A 19,229-nucleotide genomic window follows, 5' to 3' on the forward strand; every position below is an offset into this window, starting at 1 on the left:
CGCCCCGGGGGCGCGCGCCGGCCACGGGGCGTCGCACGGCGAGGCCGGAGCGCCCCGTACGGGCCGTAGGATGGACCCCATGGCGAAATCCGGTACGACGACCCAGGGGCTGCGCGCGGCGATCGAGCGCAGCGGCTACTACCCGGCCCTCGTGGCCGAGGCCGTGGAGGCCGCGGTGGGCGGCGAGCCGATCTCGTCGTACCTGGTCCACCAGGAGACCACCTTCGACTCCAACGAGGTGCGCCGGCACGTCACCGTGCTGGTCCTGACCGGCAACCGCTTCATCGTCAGCCACACCGACGAGCAGGCCGCCGACGCGGGGTCCCCCTCGCCGTACGCGACCACCTCCACCGAGTCGGTCAAGATCGGCGCGATCTCCTCGGTGGTCCTCAGCAGGGTCGTGGCCAACCCCGAGTCCTACACCCCGGGCACCCTGCCCCGGGAGGTCGTCCTCACCATCGGCTGGGGCGCCGTCTCCCGGATCGACCTGGAGCCGGCCGCCTGCGGCGACCCGAACTGTGACTCCGACCACGGCTACACCGGCAACTCCACCGCCGACGACCTGAGCCTGCGGGTCAGCGAGGCCGGTGACGGCCCCGAGGCGGTCCGCCAGACCCTGGCCTTCGCCCAGGCGCTCTCCGAAGCCACCGCCGCCGCCGGCTCCCCGGCCGCCCGCTGATGGCGTACACGCCCGCGCACTCGGACTGGGACGAGCCCGAGCTGCTGGACCTCGGCACGGCCCCGGTTCCCGAGTACGGTGCCGGCTCGCTCGCCGACCTGCTGCCCACCCTCGCGGCCGGCCAGGGAGTGCCCGGCCTCTCCGCGACCCTCACCGAGCTCACCCCGGCCGACCGGAACTGCGTCTTCCTGATCGACGGGCTCGGCTGGGAGCAGATCAAGGCCCATCCGGCCGAGGCCCCCTTCCTCACCTCGCTGCTGCCGTCCTCCCGTGGCGGCACCGGCCGCCCGATCACCGCCGGCTTCCCGGCGACCACCGCCACCTCGCTGGCCTCCGTGGGCACCGGCCTCCCGCCGGCCCGGCACGGCCTGCCCGGCTACGCGGCCCGCAATCCGGCGACCGGCGAGCTGATGAACCAGCTCCGCTGGTACCCGTGGACCGTGCCCGCGGTCTGGCAGCCCTACCCCACCGTCTTCAGCCTCGCCGACGCCGCCGGGGTGGCCACCGCCCAGGTGTCCTCACCGGCCTTCGAGACCACCCCGCTCACCAAGATCGCGCTGAGCGGCGGCACCTTCCACGGCCGGATGAGCGGCGAGGAGCGGGTGGACCTGGCCGCGGACCGGCTCGCCGCCGGAGACCGCTCGCTGGTCTACACGTACTACAGCGAACTCGACGGCGCCGGACACCGGCACGGCGTGGACTCCGACCTCTGGCGCGGCCAGCTGATGTACGTGGACCGGCTCGTGCAGCGCCTGGCGGAGCAACTCCCGCCGCGCACCGCCCTCTACGTCACCGCCGACCACGGCATGGTGGACATCCCCTTCGACGAGGACGCGCGGATCGACTTCGACGAGGACTGGGAACTGCGCGCGGGCGTCGCCCTGCTGGGCGGCGAGGGCAGGGCCCGGCACGTGTACGCCGTCCCCGGCGCCGAGGCCGACGTACTCACCGTGTGGCGCGAGGTGCTGGGCGACCGCTTCTGGGTGGCGAGCCGCGAAGAGGCCCTGGAACTGGGCTGGTTCGGGCCGCCGGGGGAGTGCGACGAGCGCGTCCTCGGCCGGATCGGGGACGTGATCGCGGCGGCCCACGCCGATGTGGCGATCACCGCGTCCGTCAACGAGCCCAACGAGTCCGCCCTGACCGGCATGCACGGCTCGATGACCCCGGCGGAACAGCTCGTCCCGCTCCTCGAAGTCCGCTGCCCCTGACCCCCGCCGACCGACCGACCCTGCCGAAAGGTTCCGAACTTCCCATGCCCGAGCTGGTGTTCTTCTCCGGAACGATGGACTGCGGAAAGAGCACCCTCGCTCTCCAGATCACGCACAACCGCTCCGCCCGGGGCCTGCAAGGGGTGATCTTCACCCGCCAGGACCGGGCCGGGGAGGGCAAGCTCTCCTCCCGCCTGGGCCTGGTCACCGACGCGGTCGAGGTCACCGACCCCATGGACGTCTACGCGTACCTCGTGGCCGAGCTCTCGGCGGGCGGCAGGGCGGACTACGTGATCGTGGACGAGGCCCAGTTCCTGACCCCCGCCCAGATCGACCAGCTGGCTCGGATCGTGGACGACCTCGGCATGGACGTCTTCGCCTTCGGCATCACCACCGACTTCCGCACCAAGCTCTTCCCGGGCTCGCAGCGGCTGATCGAACTGGCCGACCGGATCGAGCAGCTCCAGGTCGAGGCCCTGTGCTGGTGCGGCGCCCGCGCCACCCACAACGCCCGCACGGTCGGCGGCGTCATGGTCGTCGAAGGCGAACAGGTGGTCGTCGGCGACGTCAACCGCCCTGCCGAGGAGATCGGCTACGAGGTCCTCTGCCGCCGTCACCACCGCCGCCACATGACCTCCGCCTCCACCCACGCCGGCGCCCTCTCCCCGGACGTCCTCCCCGTCAACCACGTCTGACCGCGCCCGTCGCGCCCGCCCCCCGGCCGTTTCCGGGGGGCTTTTTCGGCATGCCCTGAAACTGCGGCCGCGACCGCGCCCACGTCCCCGTTGAACCGCACGACCTCCGCCGTCGCATCCGGACGGTGACCGGCCGGCCACCCGGGGTTCCCGGCATGCCGCCGGCGCGGCCCCTACCGGGGCGGCACAGGGACGTCAAGCCACGTTCTCCAGTGACGTGACGCGTTTTTCCCGGTCGGGTTTATTTGAAGTCACGGCCTCGCCCCAACCCCAACCCCTACCCATATCCACATGCGGGGCCGCGCTATCGCCTCATATCCGCGGGGAAAACAACAGACCCCCGCAAAATTTGAGGGAGGACCCGATGAATGGACATTACTGGACGCGTCGTCTTTCGGCGGTCACGGCCACCCTGGCCCTGACCGGCGCCGTCGTGATGATTCCGACCACGGCTTTCGCATCGCCGACAGCCGACGCCAAGGCCAGTCCGTCCTTCGTCTGCCGTTCACGGTGACTCCGGGGCTTGTTTTGCCCCGGACGCCGAATGTGCGGCTGATGTTTCTCGCAGAGAAAGGAGGGGTCGCCATGCGGTACGACCATTGCCTCTGATTCAAGCAGGTCGGGCCCGGGTGACGCCGGGCCCGACCTTATTTCACCCCATTCACCCACTTCGCACATGACGTGCCGAGAGCGAAAGCAGGAACGAAGGCCAATGACGACATCCATCAGCTATGAACCGCTGGACTGGTCGACGATCGTCGACCCGTATCCGGTCTATGCCGAGTTGCGTGACCGTGCGCCGGTGTTCTGGCACGAGCAGATGCAGTCCTGGGTGCTCACCCGGTACCCCGACTGTCGGGACGTTCTGCGCAACCACGAGTTGTGGGCCCGGGACTTGCGCCGACTCGGCGCCGAGGTTCCCGACGAGCGGCTGAACATCCAGTACCAGGACCCGCCGGAGCAGGCGAAGTTGCGTGCGCTGATCGTCAACGCCATGCGGACGCCGGACACGAGGGACATCTGCCGACGCGCCCGGCCCGATCTCGAAGGACATTTCGAACGGCTCGGTGATCGCGAGGAGTTCGACCTCATGAGCGAGGTCGCCGCCCCGCTGGCACTGCAGATCACGTGTGACCTGGTCGGCGTGGAACCGCCGGCGCTGGAAACCTACGTGAGGATCTTCGAGGGGCTGACCCGGCGGATGGACAGCGGGCTCGACCCGAGCCATGCCGAGCCCGGAGAGAAAGTGGGACTCGAACTCCACGCGATGATGAAGGCGTGGTTCGAGCAGACCCGGCTGCCGGGAATGATCGCGAGCCTGCGCGAGAGCCCCCACACGAAGTCGATGCCGGACACGTACGTCCGGAACACCGTGAGCGCGGTTTTCAACGCCAGTTACAGCACGGTCTATGCCTCGACCGGAGCCGTCGTCCTGACTCTGCTGGAGCAGCCGCACGTGCTCGATCAGCTGCGCGATCGCAGCCTGATGGCCACGGGTGTGGCGGAGCTGATCCGCTTCTGCAGCCCGGCCCAGGGAACGAGCCGGGTGGCGACCGAGCGAACGAGGATCGGCGACACCACGATCGAACGGGGCGAGTCCGTCGTGACCCTTTTCGCCGCCGCCAACCGCGATCCGGAGTACTTCGAGCGGCCGGACGAGCTCGTTCTCGACCGTTCGCCCAACCGGCATCTGGGATTCGGGTGGGGTCCGCACATCTGTGCCGGTGCTCAACTCGCGACGGACTGGCTGTGTGAGCTCATCGAATTCCTGAACGAGCAGCCGCAGGAATTGACCTTGGCCGGCAAGCCCGTCTACATGCGCTCCGCGACGCTCCGCAATCTGGAATCGCTGCCCGTACGCCTTGTCCATTGACCGATGTTCGCGAGCCAGAAAGGATTCTGACGGCATGACCGGCAAGCTGACGCTCGACGTGACGCCACTGCGGCATTCGCCGGCATTCCGCCGACTCTGGATCGGGCAAGCCGTTTCCGGTATCGGCGGGCAGATGACCGTTTTCGCCGTGGCGCTCCAGGTCTATCTGCTCACCAAGAGCACTCTGGCGGTCGGCGTCATCGGTCTGTGCACCGTGATTCCCACGCTGGCCCTGGCGCTGGTCGGAGGCGCACTCGGCGACAGGTACGACCGCAGGAAGATCGTCCTCTTCGCCGGCAGCGGTCAGGTGGCCGTGTCGCTGGGATTCGCCGTGCAGGCCATCGCCGGAAACGACCGGCTCTGGCTCCTGTACGTCCTCTGCATCGCCCAGTCGGCCCTCGGCGCCATCAGCGTCCCGGCCAAACGGACCTTCATGGCGCACCTGCTGCCCAAGGACCAGATTCCGGCGGGCGCCGCCCTCACCATGCTCGCCATGCACGTCGCCGGGATCGCGGGACCGGTCCTCGCCGGTGCGGTCGCCGGGGTCTGGGGACTGCAGGTGTGCTACACGGTGGACGCTCTCAGTTTCATCGCCGCGATCTACGTCGTCGCGAAACTCCCGGCCATGCCGCCGCAGGGATCGACCGCCCGCCCCGGTGCCAAGGCGATCGTCGCCGCCCTGCGCTACATCCGCGTGAACGACGTCCTCAAGGGCGCGTTCCTCGCCGATCTCAGCCTGACCCTGCTCGCGACGCCGACCCCGCTGCTGCCGGCGGTCAACGATCTGAATCTGGGAGGCGATCCCGAGACGCTCGGCATGCTGATGGCGGCACCGGCCGTCGGAGGCGTCCTGGGATCGCTGTTCTCCGGGCGGGCGGGCCGCGTCGCCCACAAGGGCCGCGGCATGCTCCTCGCGGGGGGCGTATGGGGGACCTGCATCGCGTTCTTCGGGCTGGTCCATGTTCCGGCCCTCGCGATCGCGCTCCTGGCCGTCGCGGGCATGGCGGACGTCATCAGCGTCGTCTTCCTCACGACGATCGTCCAGACCACGGTGGACGACAACTACCGGAGCAGGGTGAGCGCCGTCGAATTCGTCGTGGGCGCCGGCGGCCCCCAGCTCGGCGGAATGCGTGCCGGCGCGCTCGGCGCGATCGCCTCACCAGGCCTGTCCGCCGTCATCGGCGGCGCGGCATCCGTTCTCGCGGCAGCGCTGCTGGCCGTCGCCCTGCCGAAGTTCACCCGGTGGGAATCCGAGCCCCCGGACCCGGCGACCACCGGAGCACACGCCGGGGAGCCGTCTGACATCACGGCATACGCCGACTCTGAGAGGGACTGACATGACTCTGGAGACCTTTCCGCCGCAGCAGGAGGACATCGACGCCCACGCGTCGAGGATGACCCGGACAGGCGCGCCCGCCGGCCCGATCGTCAATGCGTGGAACGAATGGGACCCGCTCGAGGAGATCCTCGTCGGCCGCGCGGACGGAGCCTGCTTTGAACCGAGCGAATCCGGGTACCGCCCCCAACTCCGCGGAACCCCCGTCGGTCAGGGCTTTCCCACCGGGCCGAAGTCGCCCGAGGTGATAGACCGCGCGAACGAGGAGCTCGAAGGGCTCGCCGGGCTCCTGCGCGCGCTCGGGGTGACGGTCCGCCGCCCCGACGCCGCCGATTTCACCACGGCCGTGAAGACGCCCTCCTTCGAGGTCGCGAACCAGTACTGCTCCGTCTGTCCCCGCGACGTCCTCATCACGGTGGGGAACCAGATCATCGAGGCCACCATGTCGCGGAGGGCCAGGTTCTTCGAGTACCTGCCGTACCGGAGCCTCGTCTACCGCTACTGGACGGCCGACGAGGGCGTGGTGTGGACCGCGGCGCCGAAGCCTTCCATGAGCGACACGATGTACCGCCCGGAATTCTGGGAGTTGACCCTGGACGAGCGGCACGCGCGGATGCACGACTTCGAGTTCTGCGCCACGCAGGACGAAGTGATCTTCGATGCGGCCGACATCACCAGGGCGGGCCGGGACATCTTCGTCCAGGAATCCATGACGACCAACCGGATGGGGATCCGCTGGCTGCGCAGAGAGCTCGAACCCCGCGGTTTCCGCGTCCATGTCCTGCACTTCCCGCTCGACTTCTTTCCCTCCCACATCGACTGCACGTTCGTCCCGCTGCGACCGGGGCTGGTGCTCACGAACCCGGACCGGCCGCTCAAGGCCGACGAGCGGGAGTTCTTCGTACGCAACGGATGGCGACTCGTGGACGCGCCCGCACCGGCGTACGGCAATGACGAGATGCCCCGCTACTGCCAGTCCTCCAAGTGGCTGTCGATGAACCTGCTGAGCGTCGCTCCGGACGTGGTCGTCTGCGAAGCGAGCGAGAAGAACCTGCACGAGCTGCTGCGCGGGCTGGGATTCGAGGTCCTCACGGTCCCGTTCCGCAACGTCTACGAGTTCGGCGGCTCGCTGCACTGCGCGACCTGGGACATCCGCCGGACCGGTGAGTGCCAGGAGTACTTCACCGTTCCGGACGTTCCGGACCGCACCCTGCGCCGCGCCCCCGGCACAGACCCGGGCCTCGGAATCCCCCGCGGCCCGATCACCCACTCCTGATGGAGGAAGACCATGCACGTCCTGCACATCGGCGCACATCCCAAGGCGATCCGCGGGCTCCACCGCGGCGGCCATGAGATCACCGTGCTGTACGAAGCGGCGGACGGGGACCGGATGTACCGCACCCCCGGTCTCAGGCACCTCGCGACCCGCGCCTGCGCGGTCGATTCCTACCGCCATGTGGAAGCGCTGTGGTCGGCCCTGCACCACCTCGGGCCGATACCCGAGGTGGACGCCGTACTGACGACCAACGAGTACGGCGTCGTCGGCGCCGCCCTCCTCGGCGAGCAGCTGGGGGCCATCGCCCTGGACCCCGCCGTCGCACTCGCCTGCCGGGACAAGGCCCTGCAGAAGAGCAAGTGGCACGAGGCGGGCGTACCGACGGCGAGGTTCGCGGTCCTCCCGGAGGCGGCGGTGCAGTCCGCCGATGCCGTCCGCACGCTGCTGGCCGCGGCCGGCCTCGACTTCCCGGTCGTCATCAAGCCCCCGGCCGCCGGCGGCGCGGAGTCGGTGTCCGTCGCGGAGACCCCCCACGACATCGTGCGGGTCGCGCGGCGCGACCCCCAGCTGCACAGGGTCCTCGTGGAGGAGTTCGTCGACGGCCCGGAATGGCACTTCGACGGCGTCGTCCGGAACGGATCGGTCGACCGGCTCATGGTCTCCCGCTACGGCGAACCACTGCTGTGCACCAAGCGGGGCGAGCCGACCCGGTCGATGGGCCTGCCCCCCGCCGGGCACCACGGCGCGTACGCCGCCGCGGACGAGTTCGCGAGGCGCGCGCTCAGGGCGCTCGGACTGGAGACCGGCGTCTTCCACTTCGAGGCGTTCGGTCACCCGGGCGCGTTCGTCGCCAACGAACTCGCCTGCCGGCCCGGCGGAAGCGGACTGTGGACGGTGGCCGAGAAGACGATCGGCCTCGACCTGTACGCCGCCGCCACGCAACTGTTCACCGGAGACGAGGTGGAGACGCTCAAGGCCTCGCCGGACAAGGTCCACGGATGGGTTCACCTGCCGTCGGTGGCCGGACTCCCGAACACCGTGCACGAGGCCGACCTCAGGGCCATCCCGGGTGTCGACGGCGTCGTTCTCGTGCCCCCGGGCGTGCCGATGCGGGACATGTCCGAGACCTCGTCCGCCGGGATCGGCTACGCGACCGTCGCCGCGGCGGACGAAGCCGGATGCCGGCAGGTCATGGCCGAGGCCGTGGCCCGGGTCCGCGCGATCCACGAGGGGCGCGGCCGCGCCGCACTGCGGGCCGGGAGCCACGTCGCGTCGGCCGGCGCCCCTCTCCGCCCCATGCACCGGGCGCCGTCGATGGGAATGCGATGAAACTCCTGATTGCGAACGACATCGACGACACCCTCTTCCTCCGGCCGGACCCCCGGGCCTGGGCACAGCGCGTGTTCTGGTTCGCGGAGGAAGGCGATCTCGTCCTCGTCTCCGACACGCCGGATCCGGCCTTCGTCGAGCACGTCGGCAGGGTCAAGGGCGCGGACATGTCCCGGGTGGACGTCCGTCTCTGTCCCGAGGGCCTCCACGGCAGGCGACGGATCGACTTCCTCGCGCTGTTCGACCGCCGGTTCCTCGACTCGGTCGCCCCTGACGTCGCCGACGTCACCGAGGTGTTCAGCCTGTTCCCGTCCCCTCAGCTGAGCGAGCTCGCGGCACGGCTCGGCATCCGGGACCGCCTGCCGGGAGCCGGCTTCATCGCCCAGGGCGGCGGTGAGCTGGCCAACAACAAGGCGACCTTCCGGGCCCTGGCCGCGGCCGGGGGCGTGCGCATCGCGGCGGGGTCGGTGTGCCGGAGCCCCCACGAGGCGACCGCGGCGACCCGCTGGCTGCTGGACGCGGGCCACGACGTGATGGTGAAGATGGCCCACCACGGGGCCGGGTCCGGCAACGAGATGGTCCTGCGGCCGGGCAGGCGGGCACCCCGTCACATCGGCGGCCGGACCGTGCACGAGCTGGACGGCCTGCCGGACGCCGTACCGCGGTACTGGCGTGACCGGTGGGACTGGGCGTCCGCGGACGGCAAGTACGCCGTCGTGGTCGAGCAGCTGCTCGATGCCACCGCCAGCTACTACGCCGAGTACACCGTGACCGATGCCGGAGTCGAGCTGGGGGGCGTCGGCCACCTGTCCTTCATCGACGGGCGGCTTGCCTCCGAGACGTTCCCGGAGCGCTCGCTGACCGGGATGCAGCACCTGGAGCTGGTCTCCGGGGCCGAGACACTCGCCCGTGCCTACCACGGCATCGGATACCGGGGGCAGCTCTGCGCCGACGCGGTGGCCACCGGGGACGGTCGGATCGCGTTCACCGAGGTCAACGCCCGGACGACGACCTCCACCCACCTCTACGAGTCCATGGCGGGCCTGACGCCCGGCACGACGGCGATGCTCAGCCAGCGGCTCACCCCCGCGACCTGGAAGCCGGTCTCCACCGAGGGCTTCCTCGACACCGTGGCCGATGCCGGCCTCCTGTTCGACCCCGATCGGCGGCGCGGCGTGCTCATGACGATGCCCGTCTCGGGGACATCCGGGAAGGGCGGGTTCCTGTACGTGATCGTCTGCGGCGATCCGGAGGAGGAAGCGGCATACCAACGCGAACTGGAGGGACTGTTCGATGAGAAGTAACCGTTCGCCGGGCGCGGTCACCGCGCCCCGGCTCCAGCACACGACCACCGCGGTCGACACGGAGGCGCGGGAGCGGCGCGCGGCGCTGGCCGTCGCGCTGCGGGACGCCGCGCGTCCGCGGATGCACCGGATCAGGTCGCTGCTCGACGCATGGAATCCGTACGCGCCGGAGCTCCTCGGCCTGGTGGAAGGCGACCTGCTCGCCTTCGCGCAGCGGGATCCCGCCGCGCACGGCTCATGGCGTGAGGTCATGGGGTCCTACCGGTGCTTCCGCGCCGTGCTGAGCCACCGACTGGCGCATGCGGTCCTCGGCGCGCCCCGGCGCGCCGGCGTCGACGGCGGTCACCTGCGGATGCTCGCGCGCTCCATCGCCGAGCAGGCCACGGCCGAGACGGGCGTCGAGATCCACCCGGCGGCCACGATCGGCAGGCGGTTCGTCGTCGACCACGGCACGGGAACGGTCATCGGTGAGACCGCGCGTCTGGGTGACGACTGCTACGTCCTGCACGGGGTCGTCCTGGGATCGACGGGAATCGCGGACAACCCGCGGGGCCGACGGCACCCCGCCATCGGCTCGCGGGTCGAGATCGGAGCCTTCGCACGCGTTCTCGGCCCGGTCGAGATCGGCGACGATGCCGTGATCGGATGCCACGCCCTCGTGCGGAGCGACATCCCGGCGGGCGCCCGGGTGATCGTGCTGAACCACCAACAGGAGATCCGGGGCGGAAACACCATCGGCATCACCGCCATCGAAGTGATCGGCGAAGGCATCCTCCTGGTGCGCGGCAGCGGTCTGGCCCATCCGGGCCTCCGCGTGGAGGGTCTGTCCGGCCGTGGCCGGAACGCCACCCCGGTGACCGTCCTCGACCGCGGCAACCGGCACCTGCTGCTCGGGCTGGACGCACCGGCCGGCAAGCCTCCCGCGTATGTCCGGCTGACCCTGCCCGACGGCACCAGTACGTCGGTCCTGGTGCCGCGCACCGCCGGTGTCCGGCGCACGCGCGACGGTGGAGCCGGCTCCACCGCGTCACCGGCCGGGGCGGGGTGACGGACATGGACATGCACACGGACATGCACACGGACATGCACACGGACATGCACATGGACGTGCACACGGACATCGGTGTGGACACGGGTCCAGGCAAGGGCAGGCCCGCGATCGCCTCGTCGGTGCTGGATCTCATCGGCGGGACGCCACTGCTCGAACTGCGGCGGCTGACCGCCGGCCTGGACCGGACCGTGTACCTGAAGCTGGAGATGCTGAACCCGGGCGGAAGCCACAAGGTGAGGATCGCGCTCAACATGGTGCTGGCGGCCGAGCACGAGGGACTCCTGGTTCGCGGCTCCGGGCAGACCATCCTCGAACCCACCGGCGGGAACACCGGCATCGGGCTCGCAATGGTCTCCGCATCGCTCGGATACCGCCTGGTCCTCGTCATCCCCGACAACTACAGCCCGGCCAAGCAGCGGCTCCTCCGGGCGTTCGGCGCCGAGATCGTGTTGTCCGATCACCGACTGGGCGGCAACTCGCACGGCGAGAAGGCGATGGAGCTGCAGTTCGAGCATCCGGACTGGGTCCTGCTCAACCAGCAGGCCAACCCCGCGAACCCGGCCATGCACGACCGGACCACCGCCGTGGAGCTGCTGGAGGCGTTCTCCGGGAGGCTGCCGGACGTGATGGTCGCCGGGGTCGGGACCGGGGGGCACCTCACCGGAATCGGCCGGACCCTGCGCCGGCACAGACCGGATCTGCGGATCGCAGCGGTCGCACCTCCGGGATGCTCCTACACCCAGAACAGGTTCACCACGCACCGACTGCAGGGTCTGGCCGTGGGACTGGTGCCCGCCAACCTCGACGTCGCGCTCATCGACGAGGAGATCGTCGTCACCGAGGACGAGGCCGCGAAGATGATGCGGACGCTGATGCGCGCCGAAGGCGTCGCGGTCGGCCTGTCCTCCGCGGCCAACGTCGTCGCCGCACTCGCCTGTGCACGGACCAGCCGCCCCGGCACCCGGATCCTGACCTTCGCCTACGACTCCGCCCAGGACTATCTCAACGAGCTCGCGGAGCCCGGTGAGACCGCTCACCCGAGGAACACGCCATGACCGACATGCTCACCTTCGACACGGAAGAGGCGCGCAGGATCGAGCGGACCTACCGCACACCCGATGTCGCCGCGCAGCGCCGCACCGTCCTCGACACCCTCGCGCTGCGGCCCGGCGAGCGGGTGCTCGACATCGGGTGCGGCCCCGGTCTGCTGGCCGCGGAGATGGCTGCGGCCGTCGGCGCGCGCGGTCATGTCATCGGCATCGACGTGAGCGACAGCATGCTGGCGCTGGCCCGGTCCCGGGCCGTCGTGCCGGGCGGGGCCCGGGTCGACCTGCGGCCCGCGGCGGCGGATCGGTTGCCGTGCGCCGATGCGAGCGTCGACGTGGCCGTGTCGACGCAGGTCCTGGAATACGTCGCGGACGTGCCGGGCGTGCTCGCCGAGATCCACCGGGTACTCGCGCCGGGCGGGCGGGTCGCGGTGCTCGACACCGACTGGGACTCCCTCGTGTGGCACTGCACCGACCGGTCACTGATGACCCGGATGCTCGCCGCATGGGATCGGCATCTCGCCGATCCACACCTCCCCCGAACCCTTCTCCCGGCTTTGCGCCGTGCCGGTTTCGAGACGTCCCCACCGCTCGTCATACCGCTGCTCAACGTCGGCTACCGACGCGACACGTACAGCGCCGGGCTGATCGACATCGTCGCCTCGTACGTCGCCGGGCGCGGCGCACTGACCGGTGACGAGGTCGCCGCCTGGTCGGACGAGCTGTGCGGACTCGGCCACGACTACTTCTTCAGTCTGAACCGGTACCTCTTCACCGCGACCAAGCGTTCCTGAGCCCGGCGCTGTCGCCCCCGGCGCTCTCTCCCGGACGTCCTCCGGTCAATCGCCTTCGAGGCGCGCACAGTTCATGTGATTGGGCGGTTGTCCCGACTGTCGTCCGACAGGCGGACTATCGTGCTGCCGTGGAGCAGCTGATCACTGAAGACCCGGCGCACATAGGCCCGTACCGACTGATCGCCCGGCTGGGCGCGGGCGGTATGGGGCTGGTCTACCTGGGCCGTTCCGAGGGCGGCCGGACGGTGGCCGTGAAGGTCGTACAGGCCGAACACGCCGAGAACCCCGAGTTCCGCAGGCGTTTCGCCCGTGAGGTGGCCGCCGCGCGGCGGGTGGGCGGGAGCTGGACGGCGGCCGTGCTCGACGCCGACCCGGAGGCGGCCGTGCCCTGGGTGGCGACCCAGTACATCCCGGGGCCCGACCTGCACGCCGTGGTGGCCAGGGACTTCGGGCCGCTGTCCGAGCATTCGGTGCGCGTCCTCACCAACCGCCTGGCGCTGGCCCTGCAGGCCGTGCACGAGGCGGGCCTGATCCACCGTGACCTCAAGCCGTCCAACGTGCTGGTCACCGTCGACGGCCCCCGTGTCATCGACTTCGGCATCGCGCGGGCGATGGACAGCCTCGGGCCGGACAGCCTGCACACGCACACGGGCATGCTGATCGGTTCCCCCGGCTTCATGTCTCCCGAGCAGGTCCGGGGGCTCGAACTCACGCCCGCGAGCGATGTCTTCTGCCTGGGCGCGGTCCTCGTCTACGCCGCCACCGGGCGCATGCTCTTCGGCGCCAGGGACACCGGCCTGAACGCCCACCTGTTCCGCGTGGCCGAGGAGGAGGCGGACCTCACCGGCGTCCCCGAGAGCCTGGTCGGCCTCGTGCGTGCCTGCCTGGCCAAGGACCCGGCCGCGCGCCCCACCCCGGAGCAGGTGGCCGAGCGTACAGCCGAAGACCATGCGGCGGACGGGGACGGGGAGTGGCTGCCCGGTCCGGTGCTGGCGCAACTCGGGCGGCACGCGGCCAGGTTGCTGGACTTCGCCCCCGAAGCCCGCGCCGGGACCCCTGACCCCGGTCCCGCCGCTGCCCCCGCCGACGCCCGCGCGGAAGCGTCCGCGGCGGGCCCGGACCCCCGGGTGCCCGCCCGGCCGGCGCCCCGGTCCGGGCCGTCGTCGGCGCCCACGCCGCCGGTGGCACCCCCGCCACCGGCGTACGCCCCGACGACCCCGGCGCACTCCGGCGCGGAGCAGGGTTTCGGCCCGCCGCCCGTCACCGTCCCGGACCGGCTGCCACCCCACCCCAGGCGCTGGTGGGGGCTGGCGGTGGTCGCCCTGGCGCAGCTGATGGTGCTGCTGGACGCGACGACCTTCAACATCGCCCTGCCGGTCCTCCAGGCGGACCTCCAGATCCCCTCCGATGATCTGGACCCGGTGTTCAGGGCGTACACGCTCGGCTTCGCCGCCCTGCTCGTCCTCGGCGGCCACCTCGCGGACCTCGCGGGGCGCAAGGCCCTGCTGATCACCGGACTGGCCGGATCCGGCGTGGCCTCCGTGGTCGCCGGCACGGCCGGCGATTACGAGGTGCTGATGTGGGCCCGCGCGGGGCAGGGAGCCTTCGCCGCACTGGTGACGGCGTCCGCGCTGGCCCTGGTGACGGCCTCCTTCACCGGCGCGAAGGAGCGCGGCAGGGCGTTCGGCGTCTACGCCGCGGTCGTCGGCGGCGGTGCGGCCCTCGGCCACTTCACCGGCGGATGGCTGCTGGAGTCCCTGTCCTGGCGGGCGTCGGCGTACGTCTCCGCCGCTCTCGCCATGATCGCCCTGATCGGAACGCTCACTCTGGTGCACGATGCGGCCGGCCGTATGGGAGCCCGCTTCGACGTGGCCGGTGCGGTCCTCGGCACCGCCGGACTCGTGGTCCTCACCTTCGGCTTCATCGCGTCCCAGCCGGACAACTGGGCCAGTGTCGCGTCCACGTCCCGGGTCGTGGCCGGCGCCACGCTCCTCGCGGTCCACCTGGTCTGGCGGGCCAGGTCGTCGAGCCCGTTCCCCGGGCCCGACGGCGTGCCCGTCCGGGCCCGCCTGGGCAGCTTCCTCGCCGTGCTGCTGGCCGGGGCCGGCACCTTCGGCGCGGTGCCGCCCGTGGCCTACTTCCTGGCGGCCGCCCTCGACTACGGGCCTGCCGAGGCCGGAGCCGCCTTGCTGCCGATGGCGGCGGCCGTAGCCATCGGCTCCACCCAGATCTCCGCCCGCCTGCTGCCCAGGCTCGGGCCACGCCTCCTGAGCGCGGCAGGGCTGGCGACCGCGGCCCTCGGGCTGCTGCTCCTGGCCGGCATGGACGTCGGCGGCGCCTACGCCGTCGAGGTCCTGCCCGGCATGCTCCTCACCGGTCTGGGCATCGGCGTGGCCCTGACACCGCTCTTCGCCACCGGGACCTCGGGCATCGCCCCGCAGGGCTCCGGCGCGGGGGCCGCGGCCGTCACCGCGGCCCAGTACGCGGGGGCGACCCTCGGCGCGGCGGTCTTCAGCAGTGTCCTCACAGCCCGTCTGCGCGACTGGAACCCCCAGTCGCCCGGCGCCTCCCTGCTCGCCGGCTACATCGACACCCTCTGGTGGTCGGCCGGATCGGTGCTGTTGGCAGCCCTGGCCGCCGGCCTGCTGATCAACACCAAGGCCCCCGCGCGCACGGCTCCGCAGCCGGGGCGCCGTTGACCTCGGGCGTCGTGCCGGACCGGCACGGCCGGAGGACCCCGTTCCGGGGACGGCGGCGGGGCGGTCAGGGGCCGGCACCCGGCGGGTCCTAGCATGGCGGGCGTGCTGCGCTGCCCTCCTCTGCCGCTCCGTGCCTGGTCCGGGGTGCTGCTGGTGTGCGCGCTGTTCGTGTGCATGTCGGGAGCGGCACGGCAGGCCGGAGCGATGCACGGGGTGATGCCGGGGGCGACGGTGGCCTCCACGACGGCCCCCGTGGCCTCCCCGATGCCGATGCCGATGCCGATGCCGATGCCGATGCCGATGTCGGCGGAGGTGGTGGCGGTGGCGGTGGCGGTGCCGATGGTGGCGGAATCGCCGACGGCGGCTGTCAGGGCCGCCTGGCAGCACACCGGCTGTCCCGACGTCGAGCCTTGTCCCGCTCCGCAGGTGACGCTGGGCCAGGACGCTTCCGCGTACGCACAGCCGCCCGCCGTGGCGCGCCCGGCGGGGTGCGGTACCACCCCGGTGACGGAGCGGGCCCATGCCCCGCCGCCGCCCGGACCCGACCCTCCCGATCTGCACTGGTTGTGCGTGTCCCGGACGTGAGACGACAGGCCCCGCCTCGTCGTCCCACGTCCCTTCGGCGTGCCCGGAAGCACGCCGACATCGCAGAACAGGAGACACGACGCATGTCGTCGTCCGTCGCTTTGCTGATCACCGGTGCGGGCACCGGTCTGTTCGCCGGCGGTGCCTCGTGCGCCGCCGTACAGGGGGGTCTGCTGGCCGGGGCGGTGACCCGCCTCCGCGACCCCGAAGAGGGCGCACGCGCCCCACTGGCCCCGGTCGGGGCCTTCCTGGCCGGGAAGCTGGTCTCGCACACCCTCCTCGGTGCCCTGCTGGGCGCCTTCGGCAGTGCCCTGCAGCCGAGTCCGCGCGTGCAGGCGGGGCTGCTGCTCGCGGCCGGAGCGCTGATGGTGCTGTTCGCTCTGGACCTCTTCGGGGTCAGGGGAGCCGGGCGGCTGGTGCCGCGTCCGCCCGCCGCGTTCGGCCGGGTGCTCAGGCGCAGCGCCCGTACCCGCTCGGTCGGCACCCCCGCCCTGATCGGCTTCGCCACGGCCCTGGTGCCCTGCGGGGTGACCCTGTCCATGGAGCTCCTGGCCGTCACCTCGGGCTCGCCGGTGGCCGGGGCCGCCGTGATGGCCGGCTTCGTCGTGGGTACGGCGCCGCTGTTCGGCCTGCTCGGGTACCTGTTCCGGCGCGGCAGTCAGGCCCTCTCCGGGCAACTGGCCGGGCTGACCGGTGTGGTGGTGCTCGCGGTGGCCGCCTGGACGATGGCCTCCGCCCTCCAGGCGGGCGGCTGGGTCACCTTCGACTCCCCGGACCGCCCCGCCACCGCTGCCGGTCCGTTCACGGTGGAGGGCGTGGAAGGCGGCGGACCGGCCCCCGCGGACTCCGCCGGGTCCGAGGGGGCCGGTGGGTCCGCAGGGTCCGGCGGCTCCGCCGCCGACGCCGCGCCCGTACGGACCGACGCGAACGGGCGGCAGATCGTCACCCTCACCGTGACCGACTTCTACGCGCCCACCCGCTTCACCGCCAGGTCCGGGGTGCCGACGACGCTGGTGCTGCACGGCAAGGACTCCGGCGGCTGCGCCCGTGCCTTCACCATCCCCGCCCTCGGGGTCCAGGAGATCGTCAAACGCGACGGGGACACCGAGGTGGACCTGGGCACCCCCGGGCCCGGCACCCTGCGCTTCTCCTGCGCCATGGGGATGCAGACCGGCGCCATCGAGTTCGGGAAGGAGCGGTCGTGAACCCCTTCCGCCGCAAGGGCCGGCCCGGCGAAGCATCCGGCGGGCAGGTGGTCCTCCTCGTCGAGGGCATGCACTGCACCGGCTGCGGCCTGCTGATCGACGACGAGCTGGAGGAGCTCGACGGGGTCCGCTCGGCCGTCACGAACGCGCGTACCGGCCGCACCGTGGTCCACCTCGTGCCCGGCGCCCGGGTCGGGACGGCCGCTCTGGTCGCGGCCGTCGAGGCGGCGGGGGAGCCGGGCCGCTACACGGCCCGCCCGGCGGACCCGTCCCCCTGATCCGGCCCGCCGGCCGACGGCTCAGCGTTCGCTGCGGACGATCGTGAAGATCGCGCCCTCCGGGTCCGCGACCACGGCCAGCCGGCCGTTCGCGGTCTCGTGGGGCGGCCGCAGGACCCGGCCGCCGAGGTCGGCCGCCAGCTCCGCGGCCGCGTCCGTGTCGTCGACCTCGAAGTACGTCATCCAGTGCGCGCCCCGGTCGTGCGGCAGTGCGCGCCCCACCCCATGCACGGCGGCGACCGGGCGGCCCGCCACGTGGAGCGTCAGGTAGTCGAAGTCGGCCGAGACCACGGCCTCCGGCTCATGGCCGAAAACCGATTGATAGAACTTGCCGACCGTGGACGTGTCCCGGGTGACCAGTTCGTTCCAGGCCGGGGTGCCGTGCACCCCGGTCAGCCGGGTGCCGATGTGCGCGGCGGCCTGCCAGATGCCGAAGACGGCGCCGACCGGGTCGGAGCAGATCGCCACGCGGCCGGCCGAGCCCGCGTCCAGCGGGCCCACCGCCACGGTGCCGCCGCAGCCGCGGATCGTCTCCGCCGTCTCGTCGGCGTCGTCGGTCGCGAAGTACGTCGTCCAGGCCATGGGCAGGTTGTGGTCCGGCGGCAGCTGCCCGATGCCGGCCACCTCCTTGCCGTCGATCAGCGCCCGCACGTAGGGGCCGAAGGGCTCGGGGCCGGGCGCGAACTCCCAGCCGAACAGGGCGCCGTAGAAATCCTCCGTCGTGCCGAGACCGTGCACCATCAGGCTCACCCAGCACGGTGTGCCGGGGGCGCGCCGTGTCTCCGCCTGCTCGGTCATCGCCCTGTCTCCTCCGTCGTGCCGCCGTCGCCGCCGCGTCGGTTGTGGGGCTGATGCTTCCACTCCGAGGGCCGTCCCGCGCCCCGACCGGGCCGCGTTTCGCGGTGGCGGCGAGGAGATGACCGAATCACTGCGCCCCGTCGATGTCGTCCTTGTTACACGCGGTGCGGGCGGGGGTGGAGGATGGAGACATGACTGCGATCCTCTCTGCAACCGAACTGACGGCCGAGCTGGCGGGCTCCCGGCCGCCGGTGCTCCTGGACGTCCGCTGGCAGCTGGGCGGCCCGAACCTGCGGCCGGAGTACGAGGCCGGGCACGTGCCGGGGGCCGTGTACGTCGACCTGGACCGGGAGCTGGCCGGTCCGCCCGGGGCGGGCGGGCGGCACCCGCTGCCGGACGCGGAGGCGTTCGGAGCGGTGATGCGGCGGGCGGGTGTCGGGTCGGACACGCCCGTGGTCGTGTACGACGGCGGGCTGGGCTGGGCGGCCGCCCGGGCGTGGTGGATGCTGCGCTGGACGGGTCACCCGAACGTGCGGGTGCTCGACGGGGGACTGCCCGCGTGGACCTCGGCGGGCGGCGCGCTGTCGGCAGAGGTGCCGGCTCCGGCGGAGGGCGATTTCAAGCCACAGCCGGGCGCGGTGGGGCTGCTGGACGCGGACGGTGCCGCGGCGCTGGCCCGTTCGGGGCTGCTGCTCGACGCGCGGGCGGGGGAGCGGTACCGGGGCGAGGTCGAGCCGATCGACCGGGTCGGCGGGCACATCCCGGGGGCGGTGTCGGCCCCGACGACGGAGAACGTGGGACCGGACGGGCGCTTCCTGCCCGCGGCGGAGCTGCGGGAGCGGTTCGGGGCGCTGGGCGCGGCGGGGTCCACCGAGGTGGGCGTGTACTGCGGGTCGGGCGTCTCGGGCGCGCACCAGGTGCTGGCGCTGGAGGTCGCGGGGATTCCGGCCGCGCTGTACTCCGGCAGCTGGTCGGAGTGGTCCTCGGACGACTCCCGCCCGGTTGCCGTGGGCCCGGACCCGCAGTAGGCGCGTCCCGGCCGGCGCGGGCCGTGTCCGCACCGGCCGGCGCGG

The 19,229-nt window shown here is 72.0% G+C and carries 18 protein-coding genes; 17 read left to right on the forward strand and 1 reads right to left on the reverse strand.

The features are described from left to right. Window positions 1-70: 70 nt before the first annotated feature. From ACGFQ9_RS32660 to ACGFQ9_RS32735, 16 genes are all read left to right on the forward strand, one after another. Window positions 71-679 carry a DUF5998 family protein gene (locus tag ACGFQ9_RS32660; protein ID WP_393578902.1) on the forward strand — a complete coding sequence of 203 codons (609 nt, stop codon included), beginning with the start codon at window positions 71-73 and terminating at the stop codon, window positions 677-679. Further along, window positions 679-1,887: an alkaline phosphatase family protein gene (locus tag ACGFQ9_RS32665; RefSeq protein ID WP_393578903.1), complete on the forward strand. Its 1,209-nt coding sequence runs from the start codon at window positions 679-681 to the stop codon at window positions 1,885-1,887. Before ACGFQ9_RS32660 ends, ACGFQ9_RS32665 begins: the two co-directional genes overlap by 1 nt. A 44-nt stretch (window positions 1,888-1,931) precedes the next feature. Continuing rightward, window positions 1,932-2,582: a thymidine kinase gene (locus ACGFQ9_RS32670; protein WP_393578905.1), complete on the forward strand. Its 651-nt coding sequence runs from the start codon at window positions 1,932-1,934 to the stop codon at window positions 2,580-2,582. Window positions 2,583-2,946: 364 nt separating this feature from the next. Further along, complete coding sequence (locus ACGFQ9_RS32675) at window positions 2,947-3,096, forward strand: hypothetical protein (protein WP_393578907.1); 150 nt, start codon at window positions 2,947-2,949, stop codon at window positions 3,094-3,096. Window positions 3,097-3,294: 198 nt separating this feature from the next. After that, window positions 3,295-4,455, forward strand: a complete 1,161-nt coding sequence (locus ACGFQ9_RS32680; protein ID WP_393578909.1) for a cytochrome P450 — start codon at window positions 3,295-3,297, stop codon at window positions 4,453-4,455. Between the two features lie 34 nt (window positions 4,456-4,489). Beyond that, a complete protein-coding gene (locus tag ACGFQ9_RS32685) occupies window positions 4,490-5,791 on the forward strand; it encodes an MFS transporter (RefSeq protein WP_393578911.1) in 1,302 nt (433 codons plus the stop codon). 1 nt (window position 5,792) lies between these two features. Continuing rightward, on the forward strand, window positions 5,793-7,067 hold the full coding sequence (locus ACGFQ9_RS32690; RefSeq protein ID WP_393578913.1) for a glycine amidinotransferase: 1,275 nt from the start codon (window positions 5,793-5,795) through the stop codon (window positions 7,065-7,067). 12 nt (window positions 7,068-7,079) lie between these two features. Further along, window positions 7,080-8,396: an acetyl-CoA carboxylase biotin carboxylase subunit family protein gene (locus tag ACGFQ9_RS32695; RefSeq protein WP_393578914.1), complete on the forward strand. Its 1,317-nt coding sequence runs from the start codon at window positions 7,080-7,082 to the stop codon at window positions 8,394-8,396. Beyond that, window positions 8,393-9,700, forward strand: coding sequence for a peptide ligase PGM1-related protein (locus ACGFQ9_RS32700; RefSeq protein WP_393578916.1), 1,308 nt, complete (start codon window positions 8,393-8,395; stop codon window positions 9,698-9,700). The genes ACGFQ9_RS32695 and ACGFQ9_RS32700 overlap by 4 nt, the downstream gene beginning before the upstream one ends. Continuing rightward, window positions 9,690-10,748 carry a serine O-acetyltransferase gene (locus ACGFQ9_RS32705; protein WP_393578918.1) on the forward strand — a complete coding sequence of 353 codons (1,059 nt, stop codon included), beginning with the start codon at window positions 9,690-9,692 and terminating at the stop codon, window positions 10,746-10,748. The genes ACGFQ9_RS32700 and ACGFQ9_RS32705 overlap by 11 nt, the downstream gene beginning before the upstream one ends. A gap of 5 nt (window positions 10,749-10,753) precedes the next feature. Next, entirely contained in the window at window positions 10,754-11,806 is a 1,053-nt protein-coding gene (locus ACGFQ9_RS32710) for a PLP-dependent cysteine synthase family protein (protein ID WP_393578920.1), read from the forward strand. Then, complete coding sequence (locus ACGFQ9_RS32715) at window positions 11,803-12,591, forward strand: methyltransferase domain-containing protein (protein ID WP_393578921.1); 789 nt, start codon at window positions 11,803-11,805, stop codon at window positions 12,589-12,591. Before ACGFQ9_RS32710 ends, ACGFQ9_RS32715 begins: the two co-directional genes overlap by 4 nt. A gap of 128 nt (window positions 12,592-12,719) precedes the next feature. Then, window positions 12,720-15,290 (forward strand): MDR family MFS transporter, encoded by a 2,571-nt coding sequence (locus ACGFQ9_RS32720; RefSeq protein ID WP_393578922.1) that lies wholly within the window; start codon window positions 12,720-12,722, stop codon window positions 15,288-15,290. Window positions 15,291-15,392: 102 nt separating this feature from the next. After that, window positions 15,393-15,875, forward strand: coding sequence for a hypothetical protein (locus ACGFQ9_RS32725; RefSeq protein WP_393578924.1), 483 nt, complete (start codon window positions 15,393-15,395; stop codon window positions 15,873-15,875). A gap of 83 nt (window positions 15,876-15,958) precedes the next feature. Then, a complete protein-coding gene (locus ACGFQ9_RS32730; RefSeq protein ID WP_393578926.1) occupies window positions 15,959-17,080 on the forward strand; it encodes a sulfite exporter TauE/SafE family protein in 1,122 nt (373 codons plus the stop codon). Beyond that, window positions 17,077-17,358, forward strand: a complete 282-nt coding sequence (locus ACGFQ9_RS32735; protein WP_393578927.1) for a cation transporter — start codon at window positions 17,077-17,079, stop codon at window positions 17,356-17,358. The genes ACGFQ9_RS32730 and ACGFQ9_RS32735 overlap by 4 nt, the downstream gene beginning before the upstream one ends. 21 nt (window positions 17,359-17,379) lie before the next feature. On the opposite strand, the gene ACGFQ9_RS32740 is transcribed toward ACGFQ9_RS32735, so the two are convergent. Continuing rightward, window positions 17,380-18,156, reverse strand: coding sequence for a VOC family protein (locus tag ACGFQ9_RS32740; RefSeq protein ID WP_393578928.1), 777 nt, complete (start codon window positions 18,154-18,156; stop codon window positions 17,380-17,382). A 191-nt stretch (window positions 18,157-18,347) separates the two neighbouring features. Between ACGFQ9_RS32740 and ACGFQ9_RS32745 the strand changes: the two genes are divergently transcribed. Further along, window positions 18,348-19,184, forward strand: coding sequence for a sulfurtransferase (locus ACGFQ9_RS32745; RefSeq protein ID WP_393578929.1), 837 nt, complete (start codon window positions 18,348-18,350; stop codon window positions 19,182-19,184). Window positions 19,185-19,229 lie beyond the last annotated feature (45 nt).

Origin of the sequence: Streptomyces sp. NPDC048603, from assembly GCF_043199475.1 — a bacterium.
Taxonomy (GTDB): domain Bacteria; phylum Actinomycetota; class Actinomycetes; order Streptomycetales; family Streptomycetaceae; genus Streptomyces.